Annotated in this window: 15 protein-coding genes and 1 pseudogene; 9 read left to right on the top strand and 7 right to left on the bottom strand. The window is 72.2% G+C overall.

Annotated elements, in window-relative coordinates; genetic code table 11:
* Positions 1–72: 72 nt before the first annotated feature.
* Positions 73–2,094 carry a beta-galactosidase gene (locus IE312_RS02565; RefSeq protein ID WP_189977850.1) on the bottom strand — a complete coding sequence of 674 codons (2,022 nt, stop codon included), beginning with the start codon at positions 2,092–2,094 and terminating at the stop codon, positions 73–75.
* A gap of 236 nt (positions 2,095–2,330) precedes the next feature.
* Between IE312_RS02565 and IE312_RS02560 the strand changes: the two genes are divergently transcribed.
* The 6 genes from IE312_RS02560 (at position 2,331) to IE312_RS02535 (ending at position 7,530) form a co-directional block, all read left to right on the top strand.
* Positions 2,331–3,647 carry a type 2 periplasmic-binding domain-containing protein gene (locus IE312_RS02560; protein WP_189977848.1) on the top strand — a complete coding sequence of 439 codons (1,317 nt, stop codon included), beginning with the start codon at positions 2,331–2,333 and terminating at the stop codon, positions 3,645–3,647.
* A complete protein-coding gene (locus tag IE312_RS02555) occupies positions 3,644–4,570 on the top strand; it encodes a carbohydrate ABC transporter permease (RefSeq protein WP_189977838.1) in 927 nt (308 codons plus the stop codon). The genes IE312_RS02560 and IE312_RS02555 overlap by 4 nt, the downstream gene beginning before the upstream one ends.
* Positions 4,567–5,472 (top strand): carbohydrate ABC transporter permease, encoded by a 906-nt coding sequence (locus IE312_RS02550; RefSeq protein WP_189977837.1) that lies wholly within the window; start codon positions 4,567–4,569, stop codon positions 5,470–5,472. Before IE312_RS02555 ends, IE312_RS02550 begins: the two co-directional genes overlap by 4 nt.
* Positions 5,469–6,500, top strand: a complete 1,032-nt coding sequence (locus tag IE312_RS02545; protein WP_189977835.1) for a LacI family DNA-binding transcriptional regulator — start codon at positions 5,469–5,471, stop codon at positions 6,498–6,500. The genes IE312_RS02550 and IE312_RS02545 overlap by 4 nt, the downstream gene beginning before the upstream one ends.
* Positions 6,501–6,707: 207 nt before the next feature.
* Positions 6,708–7,058, top strand: a complete 351-nt coding sequence (locus IE312_RS02540) for a VOC family protein (protein WP_189977833.1) — start codon at positions 6,708–6,710, stop codon at positions 7,056–7,058.
* A gap of 73 nt (positions 7,059–7,131) precedes the next feature.
* Entirely contained in the window at positions 7,132–7,530 is a 399-nt protein-coding gene (locus tag IE312_RS02535; protein WP_189977831.1) for a MarR family winged helix-turn-helix transcriptional regulator, read from the top strand.
* Between the two features lie 79 nt (positions 7,531–7,609).
* Here IE312_RS02535 and IE312_RS02530 read toward each other — a convergent pair whose 3' ends face one another.
* From IE312_RS02530 to IE312_RS02510, 5 genes are all read right to left on the bottom strand, one after another.
* On the bottom strand, positions 7,610–8,008 hold the full coding sequence (locus IE312_RS02530; RefSeq protein WP_189977829.1) for an SseB family protein: 399 nt from the start codon (positions 8,006–8,008) through the stop codon (positions 7,610–7,612).
* Between the two features lie 382 nt (positions 8,009–8,390).
* Positions 8,391–8,912, bottom strand: a complete 522-nt coding sequence (locus IE312_RS02525; RefSeq protein WP_189978232.1) for a cysteine hydrolase family protein — start codon at positions 8,910–8,912, stop codon at positions 8,391–8,393.
* Positions 8,913–8,965: 53 nt separating this feature from the next.
* Complete coding sequence (locus tag IE312_RS02520; RefSeq protein WP_189977826.1) at positions 8,966–10,471, bottom strand: purine-cytosine permease family protein; 1,506 nt, start codon at positions 10,469–10,471, stop codon at positions 8,966–8,968.
* A 118-nt stretch (positions 10,472–10,589) separates the two neighbouring features.
* Positions 10,590–10,784 (bottom strand): DUF2795 domain-containing protein, encoded by a 195-nt coding sequence (locus IE312_RS02515; protein WP_189977824.1) that lies wholly within the window; start codon positions 10,782–10,784, stop codon positions 10,590–10,592.
* 39 nt (positions 10,785–10,823) lie between these two features.
* Positions 10,824–10,964: a hypothetical protein gene (locus IE312_RS02510; protein WP_189977822.1), complete on the bottom strand. Its 141-nt coding sequence runs from the start codon at positions 10,962–10,964 to the stop codon at positions 10,824–10,826.
* Between the two features lie 217 nt (positions 10,965–11,181).
* On the opposite strand from IE312_RS02510, the gene IE312_RS02505 reads away from it, so the two are divergent.
* Complete coding sequence (locus IE312_RS02505; RefSeq protein ID WP_189977820.1) at positions 11,182–11,376, top strand: DUF2795 domain-containing protein; 195 nt, start codon at positions 11,182–11,184, stop codon at positions 11,374–11,376.
* Positions 11,377–11,440: 64 nt separating this feature from the next.
* Here the strand turns inward: IE312_RS02505 and IE312_RS02500 are convergent, their stop codons facing one another.
* The gene (locus IE312_RS02500; RefSeq protein WP_189977818.1) at positions 11,441–12,283 is read right to left on the bottom strand and encodes a helix-turn-helix transcriptional regulator; all 843 of its coding nucleotides are present in this window, start codon (positions 12,281–12,283) and stop codon (positions 11,441–11,443) included.
* Positions 12,284–12,422: 139 nt separating this feature from the next.
* On the opposite strand from IE312_RS02500, the gene IE312_RS02495 reads away from it, so the two are divergent.
* A complete protein-coding gene (locus IE312_RS02495; protein ID WP_189977816.1) occupies positions 12,423–13,202 on the top strand; it encodes an NAD(P)H-dependent oxidoreductase in 780 nt (259 codons plus the stop codon).
* A gap of 425 nt (positions 13,203–13,627) precedes the next feature.
* Positions 13,628–14,049 (top strand): annotated as a pseudogene (locus tag IE312_RS02490) (CAP domain-containing protein); the annotation flags it as partial.

Below are 14,049 nucleotides of genomic sequence, written 5' to 3'. Positions count from 1 at the left end.
CCTCCAGCGGGGCTGGAGCAGAACCCCTCCGCCCGCGGCTCTCGTGGCACGCGCGGGCGGAGGGGAGCCGGTTCAGCCGTCGAGTCGTACGACCCGGACGGCCCCCGCCGGGACCGCGAGGCGGCCCGTGGCGCGTTCGCCCGTCAGCAGCTCGGTGCCGGGCGTCTCCAGCGGCACCTTCGTGTCGCCGGCGGTGTGGTTGATGACGAAGAGGTAGGTGCCCGATTCCCCGGCGCGGCGCACGACCTCGACGTCGCGGGGCAGGTCGGCGCGCGGGGCGAGGCCGGCGTCGTCGGCCGCCCGGCCGACGACCGCGTCCAGGCCCCGGGCGTCGAGGCGGGTGGAGACGTACCAGGCGGTGCCGCGGCCGAGGCGGTGCCGGGTGACGGCGGGGCGGCCCGCGGTGAGCCCGTCGGCGTACGTCCATACGGTCTCGGCGCCCCGCGGGACGACGAACTCCGTCCACACGTCCCCGGTCAACTCCGAGCCGTCGGGCCCGGTCAGCCGCACCCGCTGGTCCCTCAGCAGCGGCGAGAACTCTTCCACGGTCAGTCCGAGGACGTCCCGCAGCACGCCCGGACAGGCACCCTCGTGCACGGCGTCGTGCTCGTCCACGATCCCGGAGAAGTACGACACCACGAGCGTGCCGCCGCCCTCGACGTACGAGCGGACGTTCCGCCCGGCGGCCTCGGTCATCAGGTACAGGGCCGGGACGACGACCAGGGGGTGGCGGGAGAGGTCGGCTTCCGGGTGAGCGAAGTCGACCGTGAGGTGGCGGTCGTAGAGGGCCTCGTAGAAGGCGTCGGCGCGCTCGCGAGGGTCGTGGTCCTCGCTGGGGCGCCAGGAGAGGTTCTGCGCCCACCACGACTGCCAGTCCCACAGCATCGCCGCGTCGGCCTCCGTGCGGGTGCCGCGGATCCCGCTCAGCGCACCGACGCAGGCGCCGAGTTCGGCCACCTCGCGCCAGACGCGGGTGTCGGTGCCGCCGTGCGGCAACATCGCCGAGTGGAACTTCTCGGCGCCGCGCCGGGACTGGCGCCACTGGAAGAACATCGCGCCCTCGGAGCCGCGCGCCACGTGCGCGAGGGAATTGCGGGCCATCTCCCCCGGCGCCTTCGCAGGGTTGCGGGGCTGCCAGTTGACGCCCGAGGTGGAGTGCTCCAGCAGCAGCCAGGGGGCGCCGCCGGCGACCGAGCGGGTGAGGTCGGCGGCCATGGCGAGGTTGACGTGGGTGCGACGGCCGTCGGTGATCAGGTAGTGGTCGTTGGTGACGAGGTCGACCTCGCGGCCCCAGGCCCAGTAGTCCATGGAGTCGCACTGGCTGAGGGCGGTCATGAAGTTGGTGGTGACCGGCACGCCCGGGGAGAGGCGGTGCAGGATGTCCCGCTCGGCGCGGAAGTTCTCCCGGATGGTGGCGTCGGCGAACCGCCGGTAGTCCAGCGCCTGGCCGGGGTTGCCCACCGTCGGGGTGGCCCGGGGCGGATTGATCTGCCCCAGGTCGGTGTAACGCTGGCCCCAGAAGGCCGTGCCCCACGCCTCGTTGACACCGTCCACGCCGCCGTAGGTGTCCGCGAGCCAGCCGCGGAACCGGTCCGCGCACGCGTCGCAGTAGCAGGCGGAGACGGGGACGCCGTACTCGTTGTGGACGTGCCACATCGCCAGCGCCGGGTGGCCGCCGTAGCGCTCGGCGAGCCGAGTGGTGATGTTCGCGGCGGCGGCGCGGTAGTCGGCGTTGCTGTGGCAGATAGCACCGCGCGAACCGAACTCGTAGCGCACGCCCTCGGCGGTGACCGGCAGCGCCTCGGGGTGGGCCCGGTAGAACCAGGCGGGCGGCACCACGGTGGGTGTGCCGAGGTCGACGCGGATGCCGTTGTCGTGCAGCAGGCCGAGGACCCGGTCGAGCCAGCCGAAGTCGTACTCCCCCGGCGCCGGTTCGAGCAGGGCCCAGGAGAAGATGCCGACGCTCACCAGGGTGACGCCGGCCTCCTGCATCAGCCGGACGTCCTCCTGCCAGACGGATTCCGGCCACTGCTCGGGGTTGTAGTCCCCGCCGAAGGCGAGCCTGGTGAGGCCTCTGGGGCTGGTGTCCGGCATGGATCTCTCCCGGGAAATCGATCATTTGGGAACGTGCACACACAGCAGCGGCAGCGCGAGCCCAACATAACCGCACAGCAACAACCATTGACAAGTGTCCGGGACGTTTCTCTACTGTGAACGCTCACAGAAGCATGCCAGGGGCTCTGCAGGTATGAGCACCCGGCTCATGTGAACGTGCACATCTGCATGGCAGGTCCCCGCAGCGGGCGGGGGCCCAGGTCAGGGGAGAAACCATGCCGCACACGAAGCGCCGCCGCCTCGTGACAACCGCCGTCGCCGTGTCCCTCGGCGCCACCGCCCTCACCGCCTGCGGTGCCGGGGACGACGGCAAGGCCGAGTCGGGTCCCGTCTCGCTGACGTACTGGACCTGGACACCCGGCATGGACAAGGTCGTCGACCTGTGGAACCAGGGGCCGGGGAAGAAGGCCCGGATCACCGTCACGGTGAAGAAGCAGGCGTCCGGTGACACGCTGATCACCAAGATCCTCACCGCGCACAAGGCGAAGAAGGCTCCGGACCTCGTGCAGGCCGAGTACCAGGCGCTGCCGACACTGGTCAGCAACGACGCCCTGGCCGACATCTCCGATCAGGTCGGCGACGTCGAGGGCAAGTTCGCCGAGGGCGTCTGGCAGCAGACCACGCTCGGTACGGACGCCGTCTACGCGGTGCCGCAGGACATCGGCCCCATGATGTTCTACTACCGCGAGGACCTGTTCCGGCGTTACGGCCTGAAGGTCCCGACCACCTGGGAGCAGTTCGCCGAGACCGCCCGGCTGCTGAAGAAGAAGGCGCCGGACAAGGACCTGACCACCTTCTCGGCCAACGACTCCGGCCTCTTCGCAGGCCTCGCCCAGCAGGCCGGCGCCAAGTGGTGGGCCACCTCCGGCGACCGGTGGAAGGTCGGCATCGACGACGACGCCACCCGCAAGGTCGCCGCGTTCTGGGGCGGTCTGGTCAAGGAGGGCGTCATAGACAACCAGCCGATGTACACCCCGTCCTGGAACAAGGCGCTGGACACCGGCAGACAGATCGCCTGGGTGAGCGCCGTGTGGGCGCCGGGCACGCTGACCACGGCGGCACCGGACACCAAGGGCAAGTGGGCCATGGCCCCGCTCCCCCAGTGGTCGGCCGAACAGGACGTCACCGGCAGCTGGGGCGGCTCCTCCACGGCGGTCACCACCGACTCCGCGCACAAGGAGGCCGCCGCCGAGTTCGCGGCCTGGCTGAACACCGACCACGAGGCCCTCAACGCGCTGGCGAAGGAGGGCGGCATCTACCCGGCCTCCACCTCCGCCCAGTTGAGCGGCGCCTTCTCCGACCCGCCGGCGTACTTCGCCAACCAGCCCGACTTCTACACCAAGGCCGCCGACATCGCGAAGACCACCGCGCCCTCGGCGTGGGGCCCGGACGTGAACGTCGCCTACACGTCCTTCAAGGACGCCTTCGGCGCCGCCGCCAAGAACAAGTCGGACTTCGCCGCCGCCCTGAAGAAGATGCAGGACGACACGGTCGCCGACATGAAGAAGCAGGGCTTCGGGGTCGCCCGGTGACCAGCCCCACCAGCCGGAGGCCGTACGGGGTCAAGGGGGCCCCGTACGGCTTCCTCCTCCCCGCCACGCTCCTGTTCGCCCTGTTCTTCGCACTGCCCATCGGCTACGCGGTCTGGCTCAGCTTCCGCAAGATGCACGTCTCCGGCCTCGGCCTGGGTGCGGGCGCCCGCAGCGAGGTGTGGGCCGGCGCCGAGAACTACACCGCGGCCTTCCAGGACAGCGAGCTGCTGAACGGCGCGCTGCGCGTGCTCGGTTACGGCTGCGTCGTCGTCCCGGTGATGCTCGGGCTGGCGCTGCTGTTCGCGCTGATGCTGGACTCCGACAGGGTGCGGCTCGCCCCGTTCACCCGGCTCGCGATCTTCCTGCCGTACGCCGTCCCCGGTGTGGTGGCCGCGCTGCTGTGGGGCTTCCTGTACCTGCCGGACGTCAGCCCGTTCTCCTTCGTGCTGGACCGGCTGGGTCTGCCGCAGCCGGACCTGCTGGACGGCGGTCCGCTGTACCTCGCCCTGTCGAACATCGCCGTCTGGGGCGGCACCGGCTTCAACATGATCGTCATCTACACCTCGCTGCGGTCCGTCCCGGCCGAGGTGTACGAGGCGGCCAAGCTGGACGGTGCCACCCCGCTGCAGATCGCGCTGCGGATCAAGATCCCGATGGTGGCGCCCTCGCTGGTGCTGACCTTCTTCTTCTCGATCATCGCGACACTCCAGGTGTTCAACGAACCGACCACCCTGAAGCCGCTGACCAACTCGGTCAGCACGACCTGGAGCCCGCTCATGAAGGTGTACCAGGACGCCTTCGGCCGCAACGACATCTACTCGGCGGCGGCCGAGGCGACGCTGATCGCCGTGGTCACGCTGCTGCTGTCGTTCGGCTTCCTGCGGGCCGCGAACCGCCGCGACAAGCAGGAGGCAGCGCGATGAGCACCCTCGCCGTCCGCGAGGCGGCCCCGGCCGCCGGCACCACTCCGGGTACAACCCAGGGCCCTGGGTGGCGACGCCGGATCGCGCTGGTCCCGACGCTCACGCTGCTGCTCGGCGCGGTCTACACCCTGCTCCCGGTGGCCTGGGTGGTGATCGCGTCGACCAAGTCCGGGCACGAGCTGTTCTCCACCTTCACCTTCCTGCCCGGCACCGGTTTCACGGGCAACCTCAGGGACCTCGACGCCTACCGCGACGGCGTCTACTGGACGTGGATGGGCAACTCCGCCCTGTACGCGGGTATCGGCGCGCTGCTGTCCACCGCCGTGTCGGCGTTCAGCGGCTACGCGCTCGCGACCTACCGGTTCAAGGGCCGCGAGACGATGTTCAACGTGCTGCTCGCGGGCGTCCTGATGCCGCCGGTGATCCTCGCCATCCCGCAGTACCTGCTGCTGGCCGAGGCCGGCCTCACGGACTCCTACCTGTCCGTGCTGATGCCGCAGATCCTCTCCCCCTACGGGGTCTACCTCGCCCGGATCTACGCGGCCGCCGCCGTGCCGGACGACGTGGTGGAGGCCGGGCGGATGGACGGGGCGAGCGAGTGGCGGATCTTCACCCGGATCGCGCTGCCGATGATGGTTCCCGGCATGGTCACGGTGTTCCTGTTCCAGTTCGTCGCGATCTGGAACAACTTCCTGCTGCCGTTCATCATGCTGAGCGACGACGAGAAGTTCCCGCTCACGCTGGGTCTGTACACACTGCTGGAGCAGGGCTCCAACACGCCCGCGCTGTACACGCTGGTGATCACCGGGGCGTTCCTCGCGGTGCTCCCGTTGATCGTCCTGTTCCTGGTCGTCCAGCGGTTCTGGAGCCTGGATCTGCTGTCCGGGGCCGTAAAGTCATGACCATGGGCAATCCGGGGGGCCGGCGCAGACCGCCGACGATCCACGACGTGGCGCGCGAGGCGGGCGTCTCGCGCGGCACCGTCTCACGCGTGCTCAACGGCGGGCACTACGTCAGCCCCGCCGCCCAGGAGGCGGTGGACGCCGCCATCCGCAAGACCGGGTACGTCGTGAACCGGCACGCCCGTTCACTGATCACCGGCCGCTCCGACTCGGTGGGCTTCCTGCTGACCGAGCCGCAGGAGCGGTTCTTCGAGGACCCCAACTTCAACGTCCTGCTGCGCGGCTGCACCCAGGCGCTGGCCGCGCACGACGTGCCCCTGCTGCTGATGCTGGCGGGCACGGAGGACGAACGGCGGCGCATCACGCGGTACATCACCGCCGGGCACGTCGACGGGGTGCTGCTGGTCTCCAGCCACTCCGGCGATCCGGTCGCCGAGGAACTGCGGGCGGCGGGGGTGCCGCTGGTCGCCTGCGGCAAGCCGATCGGGCTCGGCTCGAAGGTGAGCTACGTGGCGGCCGACGACCGGGACGGCGCGCGGGACATGGTCCGGCACCTGCTGTCACTGGGCCGGCGCCGGATCGGCGTGGTCACCGGCCCGCTGGACACCCCCGGCGGGGTCGAGCGGCTCGCCGGGTACCGGGAGGTGCTCGCCGAGGCGGGCATCGAGGCCGACGAGCGGCTCGTCGTCCCGGGCGACTACAGCCGGGCCAGCGGGGAGGCGGGCGCGGAGCGGCTGCTGGAGCGGGCGCCGGACGTGGACGCCGTGTTCGTCGCCTCCGACCTGATGGCACAGGGCGTGCTGACGGCCCTGCAGCGGGCCGGGAAACGGGTGCCGGACGACATCGCCGTCGGCGGTTTCGACGACTCGCCCGCGGCGACCGCCGCCACTCCGGCGCTCACCACGATCCGGCAGCCGTGGGACCGCATCAGCAACGAGATGGTGCGGGTGCTGCTCGCCCAGATCGGCGGGGAGGACCCGGCGGCGGTGATCCTGCCGACGGAACTGGTCAGACGCGACTCGACATGAGGTCGCCCGCTGCGGCACGCGGGCGGTGGGACCGCCGCCGTGGGGGCGCCACGGGTCGCCGGCCCGGCGGCCGGCCCGACCGTGGCCGAAGTGCCGGCCGGCGCGCAGAGCGGTCAGGATCGGAGAAGCCTCCGGGGGCTGCCCGGCCCTAGCGTGGGAGCACCGGCGGGAACCCGTCGGATCGCGCATCGCGGAGGAGTGAGCGACATGACCGCAGGCCTGCAGACGATCATCTACCCGGTGAAGGACCTGGCGCGGGCCAAGGCCCTGTTCGGCGCGCTGCTGGGCGTCGAACCGTACGCGGACGAGCCGTACTACGTCGGTTTCAAGGCCGCCGGCCAGGACGTCGGCCTGGACCCGAACGGGCACGCCAAGGGCATGACCGGGCCGGTGCCGTACTGGCACGTGACGGATCTGCGGGAGCGGCTCGCGGCGCTCCGGGCGGCGGGGGCCGAGCTGCTCCAGGACGCCCAGGACGTCGGCGGCGGCCGGCTGATCGCCTCCGTGAAGGACTCCGACGGCAACCTCGTGGGACTGCTCCAGGACCCGTCGGCCTGAGGCCCGTGCAACCGGCACCCCGGTTACTAGTTGTACACTCAACGATTGGCTGGTTCGGTGCTACGGTGCGGTTATGGCAGTCACGACGGCCGACAGCCGGCTCGAAGAGCGCTGGCGGGACATCCTCACGGTGCACGCGCACACGATGTGCGAGATCGACCGCGCCCTGCATCCGCACGGGCTCGGCGCCAGCGACTTCGAGGTGCTGGACATCCTCGCGGTGGAATCTCCCGGACAGGGTGACCAGTGCCGGGTGCAGAACCTGGTCGGCCGGGTCCATCTCAGCCAGAGCGCACTGTCCCGGCTGATCGGCCGGCTGGAGAAGGACGGCCTGGTCGAACGCTCGGTGTGCGTGGAGGACCGGCGCGGCGTATGGGTCGCGCTCACCCCCAAGGGCCGCGCGCTGCACGCCGAGGTGCTGCCGGTCCAGCGGGCGGTCCTGCGGCGCATGCTGACCGGTCAGGAGGACTAGGACCGGCCATCGGCGGCCGGGCCCGGTCCCGTCGGCGGGAGGGCCCGGCCGTCCGAGTTCGCCCGGGCGGTCGCCGGGGTCAGCGCACCAGCAGGGTGCGCACTCCCTGCGACGTGAGGGTCAGCCCGTGGGCCGAGCTGCCGTCGATGGCGAGGGAGAGGTCCTCGGCGGGCCACTGCTCGGCGAGCGCGGCCAGCGGGATCAGGCGGTAGCGCGAGACGAAGGGCAGCAGCTCGGCCATCTCGCCCTCCGACGTGAACACCGGGACGACGTGGTCGCCGCCGGGCTGTTCCAGAACGGGCAGGGCCACCGTCGTCGCGTCGGCGCCCTCGCCGTCCACCGCGTCGTCCGGTACCGGAACGAGTACGTCACTGTGCGCGAGGGTGTCCAGGGCGGCCTGGTCCTCGGCGTTCTCGGCCAGCGCGTCCAGTGCCTGCTGGGCGGGCGTCGGCTGGGCCTCGTGTGCGGGTGTCTCCATGGCTGGTCCCCAGGTTGCGGTGGTCTTACGGGCCGCCCGGGCGGGCTGGTGCCCGGGCGGACTCCCGCCACGCGTACCCGGTGGGGTGCCGGGCATGCGTGACGATCGGCGGGAGGTCCGGTGGGGAGGCGGTGACGGCGGCGCGGTCCGGCGGCCGTGTCCGGGCCGCACCGGTGCGGGCGGGCGGGTGGGCCGACGGTGAGGTGCCGTCGGCGTTCTGCGGAATCGAGGGCCGGGGCCGGGCGAGCCGATCGTCGGGCGGACGGCCGTCGTCGGGGCCCCACCGGTGCGGGTGGCGGTCAGGCCCCTCGGCCGGTTCGGCGGGGGCCGCTCGGCCCGTCGTACGGCTGACGCCGGATCGGGTGCCGGAGCGGGACGGCGGTCACGGCTCGACCCCGGCGAGCAGGTCGGCGACCGTGGTGATCCGGATCAGTGGCCGGTACAGCTCCATGACCCGGAGCGCCCCGAGGTGGGACGCGTCGTCCACGCCGGCGCAGGCGTCCGACACGACCAGCACCTCGACGCCGGCGTCCGCCGCGGCCAGGGCGGTGGACAGCACGCAGCAGTCGGTGCTGACGCCGGCCAGGACCAGACGGCCGTCCGGGCCGACCCGGGCGGCCAGCCCGGGCGTCCACTTGCCGAACGTGGTGGCGTCCACGACATGGTCCGCGAGGGCGGCGAACTCGTCGGTCAGCGACCACAGCTCCGCGTCCGGCGGCCGGCGCGCGAAGGGCCACTGCGCGTAGTAGGCGCGCCAGGCGCCGGCCGGCTGCTCGGGGGCCAGGAAGCGGGTGAAGGTGATCCGGCCGGCGAAGGCGGGCAGCAGACCGCGGACGCCCGCCGCCGCGTCGGCGTAGCGGGGGGCGGCCCAGGGGCTCGCCGGGTCGGCGAAGACGCGCTGCATGTCGATGACGGCGAGATGTCCGCCGCTCACCGGGGCGGCGCGGCCGGCGGCGCTCACGGGCCCGGCACCCCCTCGTCGAGCGCCGGGCTCGGCGCCTGGGCCTCCTGGGAGCGCACCCGCCCCCGGCCCAGCAGCAGCGTGCCGGCGAAGGCGAGTACGAGGGCGGCCAGGACGCCCAGGTTGGCGTAGGCCCAGGCGCCGTTCCTGCCGCCGAGCCCGAACGGCCCGAGCAGATAGCCCTGCCAGGTCAGCCAGCTCGCCGCGGTGTTGGTGACCAGGCCCCAGCCGACGGCGGTGGCGGCGAGGGTGAGGAGCAGCGGGAGCGGGGGGACGTCACCGTAGCGGCCGTGCGGACGGAACAGGTCGCCCTCGTCGTAGTCGCGGCGGCGCAGGCTCAGGTCGGCGAGCATGACGCCGGCCCAGGCGGCGATGGGCACGCCGAGTGTCGTGAGGAAACCCGTGAACTGGCCGAGGAAGTCGTCGGCGAAGAACACGATGTAGACGGCGCCGGCGGTCATCAGCACCCCGTCGAAGAGCGCGGCCAGGTAGCGGGGCACGCGCAGGCCGGCGGAGAGCAGGGCCAGGCCGGAGGAGTAGATGTCGAGGACGGCGCCGCCGACCAGGCCGAGGACGGCGACCACGGCGAACGGCACCAGGAACCAGGTCGGCAGGAGTGTGGTCAGCGCGCCGATCGGGTCGGCCGCGATCGCCTTGCTCAGCCGGCCGGAGGAGCCGGCCAGCAGCAGGCCGAAGAGGAACAGGACCAGCGGGGCCAGGGAGGCGCCGAAGGCGGTCCAGCCGATCACTCCCCGGCTGGAGGAGCCACGGGGCAGGTAACGGGAGTAGTCGGCGGCGGCGTTGACCCACCCGAGGCCGAAGCCGGTCATCATGAACACCAGCGCGCCGATGAACTGCTGTGCCGAGCCGGCCGGGAGGGCGTCGACCGCGCTCCAGTGGACGTGGTCGGCGACGAGGGCGATGTAGACGATCGTGAGGATGCCCGTGACCAGGGTGATCCAGGTCTGCAGCCGCATGATCAGGTCGAAGCCCATGACCCCGCCGACGACGGTGAGCGCGGCCACCACCATGAGGGCGACCACCTTGGTCTCCGTGCCACCGCCCCAGCCCAGGCCGCGGAGGACGGTGGCGGTGGCCATCGTGGCGAGCGCGGTCAGGACGGTCTCCCAGCCGACGGTGAGCATCCAGGAGACGACGGACGGCAGCCGGTTGCCGCGCACGCCGTAGGCGGCCCGGCTGAGCACCATCGTGGGTGCCGAGCCGCGTTTGCCGGCGACGGCGACGAAGCCGCACAGCAGGAACGACACGGCGATGCCGAGCAGGCCGGCGGCGAAGGCCTGCCGGAAGGAGATGCCGAAGCCCAGGGCGAAGGCGCCGTAGCCGATGCCGAGGACGGAGACGTTGGCCCCGAACCAGGGCCAGAACAGCGAGCGCGGGGTGCCCCGGTGCTCCGCGTCCGCGATCACGTCGAGCCCGTGCGTCTCCACCTGGAGGGCGCGGCCGGCGGATCCGCCGGCGATCGGGTCCTGCGGATGCGTCATCGCCGGAAGCACCTGCCCTGCCTGTCCGTACGTGTCCGTCCGTACGTGCCTGTCCGGACGCGTCCGGTTCACGCTAGGCACGGCCCCGGGGGCCGTCAAGGCGGGCCGGTCCGGCCGCTCAGCGGTCGAACTCCTCCTGGATCGTGGTCCTCGGCTCCTCCCGCAGGTGCCGGGCGAGGCCCGGCCTGCCACGGTGCCGGGCGAGACCCGGCTTGCCACCGGGCCGGGCCCCTTGCGCCCCGGCCCGACGGGCGGCCGAGACCAGCCGGTCCCTGCCGGCCGGGTAGGTCACGTCCTTCAGCGCCTCCAGCACCTCGGGGACGCCCGTGCGGGCCGCGCTCGTCCCGCCTCCTTACGCGTCGTCCTCACCGGTGTCCTCGTCGGCGGGGTCGGCGCCCTCCGCCTGCGACGGGGTGGTGCGGGGCGGCTGCTCCGCCTCGGGGGCGCCCTCCTCGGGTTCGCCCTCGGCCTGGGAAGGGGTGTTCTCTGTCATCGGAGCCTCTCGGGTCGTCTCGTCGTCTCGTCGTCTCGCGCGCGTCACGTGGCGGTTGTCGAAGCTTTCGAGTACCCGCGCGCCGCCGGACCCACCACCCCCGTCACCGACGACGGAATTCTTGAATCCGCTTGTGTGGGAGGGGTACCTGACCAGTCCGGCGCAGCATGCGGCGCCGGCCCGATGATCCTGAACCAACTCACCGCCTGGAGGAACCATGGCGGGTATCACCCCACCTGATCTGCAGAAAGCCCTGTCCGGCGCGGAGTACCCGGCCAGTTCCGATCAGCTTCGGAAGGTCGCCGAGGACAACCACGCGCCCAAGGAGGTCACCGAGCGGATCTCTCACCTCGGGAAGAAGGAGTTCCAGAATCCCGCCGAGGTCAGCAAGGCCGTCTTCCAGAACGAGTGACGGCGTCCGGACGCGGGTGTGCGGCGGCCGGGGCTTCGGCTCCGGCCGCCGCACCACGCCCGGGTCACCCGGTGGCGGGCCCGCTGGAGCGTGGCTCCCCGCGGTCCGCGTCCAGGCCCGCGAGCAGACGCAGTCCGTCCTCGGCGGGGCTGCCGGGGGCCGCGGACAGCACCAGCAGCTCCATGCCCGATTCGTTCGGCAGCACGAAGTTCTCCTGGTGCAGTTCGAGCAGTCCCACCAGTGGGTGCCGGTAGACCTTGCGCCCATGGGTGCGGGCGCGGACGTCGGCGCGGGCCCAGAGGCGGCGGAAGCGCTCGCTGCCCATCGCCAGTTCGCCGATGAGCGACGCCAGGCGGGGATCCTCGGGGTACTTGCCCGCGGCCAGGCGCAGGTGCCCGACCGCGTCGAGGGTGCACGTCTCCCACTCCGCGTACAGACCGCGCTCGGCCTCTTCGAGGAAGAGGTGCCGGGCGGTGTTCAGACCCGGCACCGGCCGGCCGAACAGGAGTCCGGCGAGGCGGTTCCCGGCGAGCACGTCCAGGCGATGATTCATGATCAGCGCCGGTGCGCCGGGGACGAGGTCCAGCACGCGCAGCAGTTCCGGCCGGACCCGCCCGCCCGGTGTCTTCCCGCGGCGGCGGCGCTGCCGGGCGAGCCGGTCGAGGTGCCCGCGTTCGGTGTCGTCCAGGCCGAGGACGCGGGCGAGCGCGTCGAGGACCTGCTCGGAGGGCTGGGTCGCACGGCCCTGCTCCAGGCGTACGTAGTAGTCGACGCTGACTCCGGACAGGTGCGCGACCTCTTCGCGGCGCAGCCCCGCGACCCGGCGGCGGCTGTCGGTCGGGATGCCGGCGACGGCCGGGTCGACTCGGGACCGCCGGGTCCGCAGGAAGCCTGCAAGATCGTCCATGCCCTCCAGTATGGCCTCGGTGGCGCCCCTGAAGGTGGCCCCGCCAGTACCAGGAAGTCCCGTCCGACGGACGAGGCGTCCCTGAACGCCGGGCGGCGCGGCGGCCAGGATCGGAGGCATCCGATCCGAAGGAGTTCCCGTGAAGACGCTGATCGTCTACGCCCACCCGGAGCCGAGGTCGCTCAACGGCTCGCTGAAGGACCTGGCGGTGTCCACGCTGCGGAGCGCCGGGCACGAGGTGCGGGTGAGCGATCTGTACGCGATGGACTGGAAGGCGGTCGTGGACGCCTCGGACTACGGCCCCGAGGCGTCGCGCCCGCTGAAGGTCCCCCTGGACTCGGGCCGGGCCTTCGAGGCCGGGACGCTGACCCCGGACGTCCTCGCCGAGCAGGAGAAGCTGCTGTGGGCCGACATGATCGTCTTCCAGTTCCCGCTGTGGTGGTACACCATGCCCGCGATCCTCAAGGGCTGGGTGGACCGGGTGTTCACCTACCGCTTCGCGTACGGCGTGGGCGAGCACAGCGACACCAAGTACGGCGAGCGCTACGGCGAGGGCACCCTCGCCGGCCGGCGGGCCCTGCTGTCGGTGACCGTCGGCGGTCTGGAGCCGCATTACGCGGCCCGCGGGATCAACGGCCCCATCGACGACCTGCTGTTCCCGTTCCAGCACGGCATCCTCCACTACCCGGGCGTCGAGGTGCTGCCGCCGTTCGTCCTGTACGGCGCCGACCGGATGACCGACGAGGACTTCCCCGACATCGCCAAGGCCTGGGAACAGCGGCTGCTCACCCTGGAGTCGACCGAGCCCATCCCGTTCCGGCGGCAGAACTTCGGCGACTACGAGATCCCTTCGCTGCAGCTGAAGGAGGGGCTGGAGCCGGCGGGCCGCACGGGTTTCGGGCTGCACGTGCGTGGCTAGCGGGCGGACGCGGCCGGCGGGCGTCGTCTCCGGGGGCGCGGCGCCCGCCCCCCCCCCCCCGGACTCCGCACGCGAACCCGGCCCGGGGTGACATCCCTCACAGCGGTGTCGGCCACTAAGCGGGGTGGATAGTAGACACCGCTCCGGCGACAAATGGGATTTGTCCGTCTTGCCGTCCGCGCGGTGCGCGGTTCGGGCCGCGGCGCACCCGCCGCTCGGCACGGCACCGTATTCGGCGCGCCGCGCGCGCACCTGATGGGCCGACAGTGTCGCGCAAACATCGCGGTCGCGAAGTCGGCATCTCGCGGCCGGTCTGACAAGGGGCGCGCAGGCCTACGAGGCGCGGTAGTAGGAAGGCCTCTTTGCGCCCGTTGTGAAGCCGTCCCGACAATGAGCGCTCGGCGATCACCGAGTGAGGTTGACGAATGGGCCAGCACCGCAAAACGAAGCACTACCGGCGAATAGTCATCGCTGCCGCCGCCGTCGGCGCCGTGGGCGTGCCGTCCGTCGCCCTGGCCTGCACCGAGTGGCCGTACGGCGCGGACGACCAGGCGCAGACCGTCGCGACGACCGAACCCACGGTGCCGTGGCAGTACGCGGCGGGGCATCACCAGAGCAACGGCGACACCACCGGCACGACGCCGGCCACGACGCCGACGCCGTCCGCGCCCGGGGCCACGGCGTCCGCGCAGACTCCCCCGCCCGTTCGCGTGACGGTGCGTCCGCACCCCGGGAAGCACGCGCATCCGCACCCGGGAAAGCACGCGAAGAAGAAGCCCGCGGTCCACCCGCCCCGCTGGACCGCCGCGCCCGGCAGCCCGCGGCCCACCGCGACCGGCACCCCGCA

The sequence above is a fragment of the Streptomyces capoamus genome, assembly GCF_014654935.1.
Classification (GTDB): Bacteria; Actinomycetota; Actinomycetes; order Streptomycetales; family Streptomycetaceae; genus Streptomyces; species Streptomyces capoamus.
Note: the sequence above shows the minus strand (reverse complement) of the source record. Positions and strands in the feature narration are given on the sequence as shown.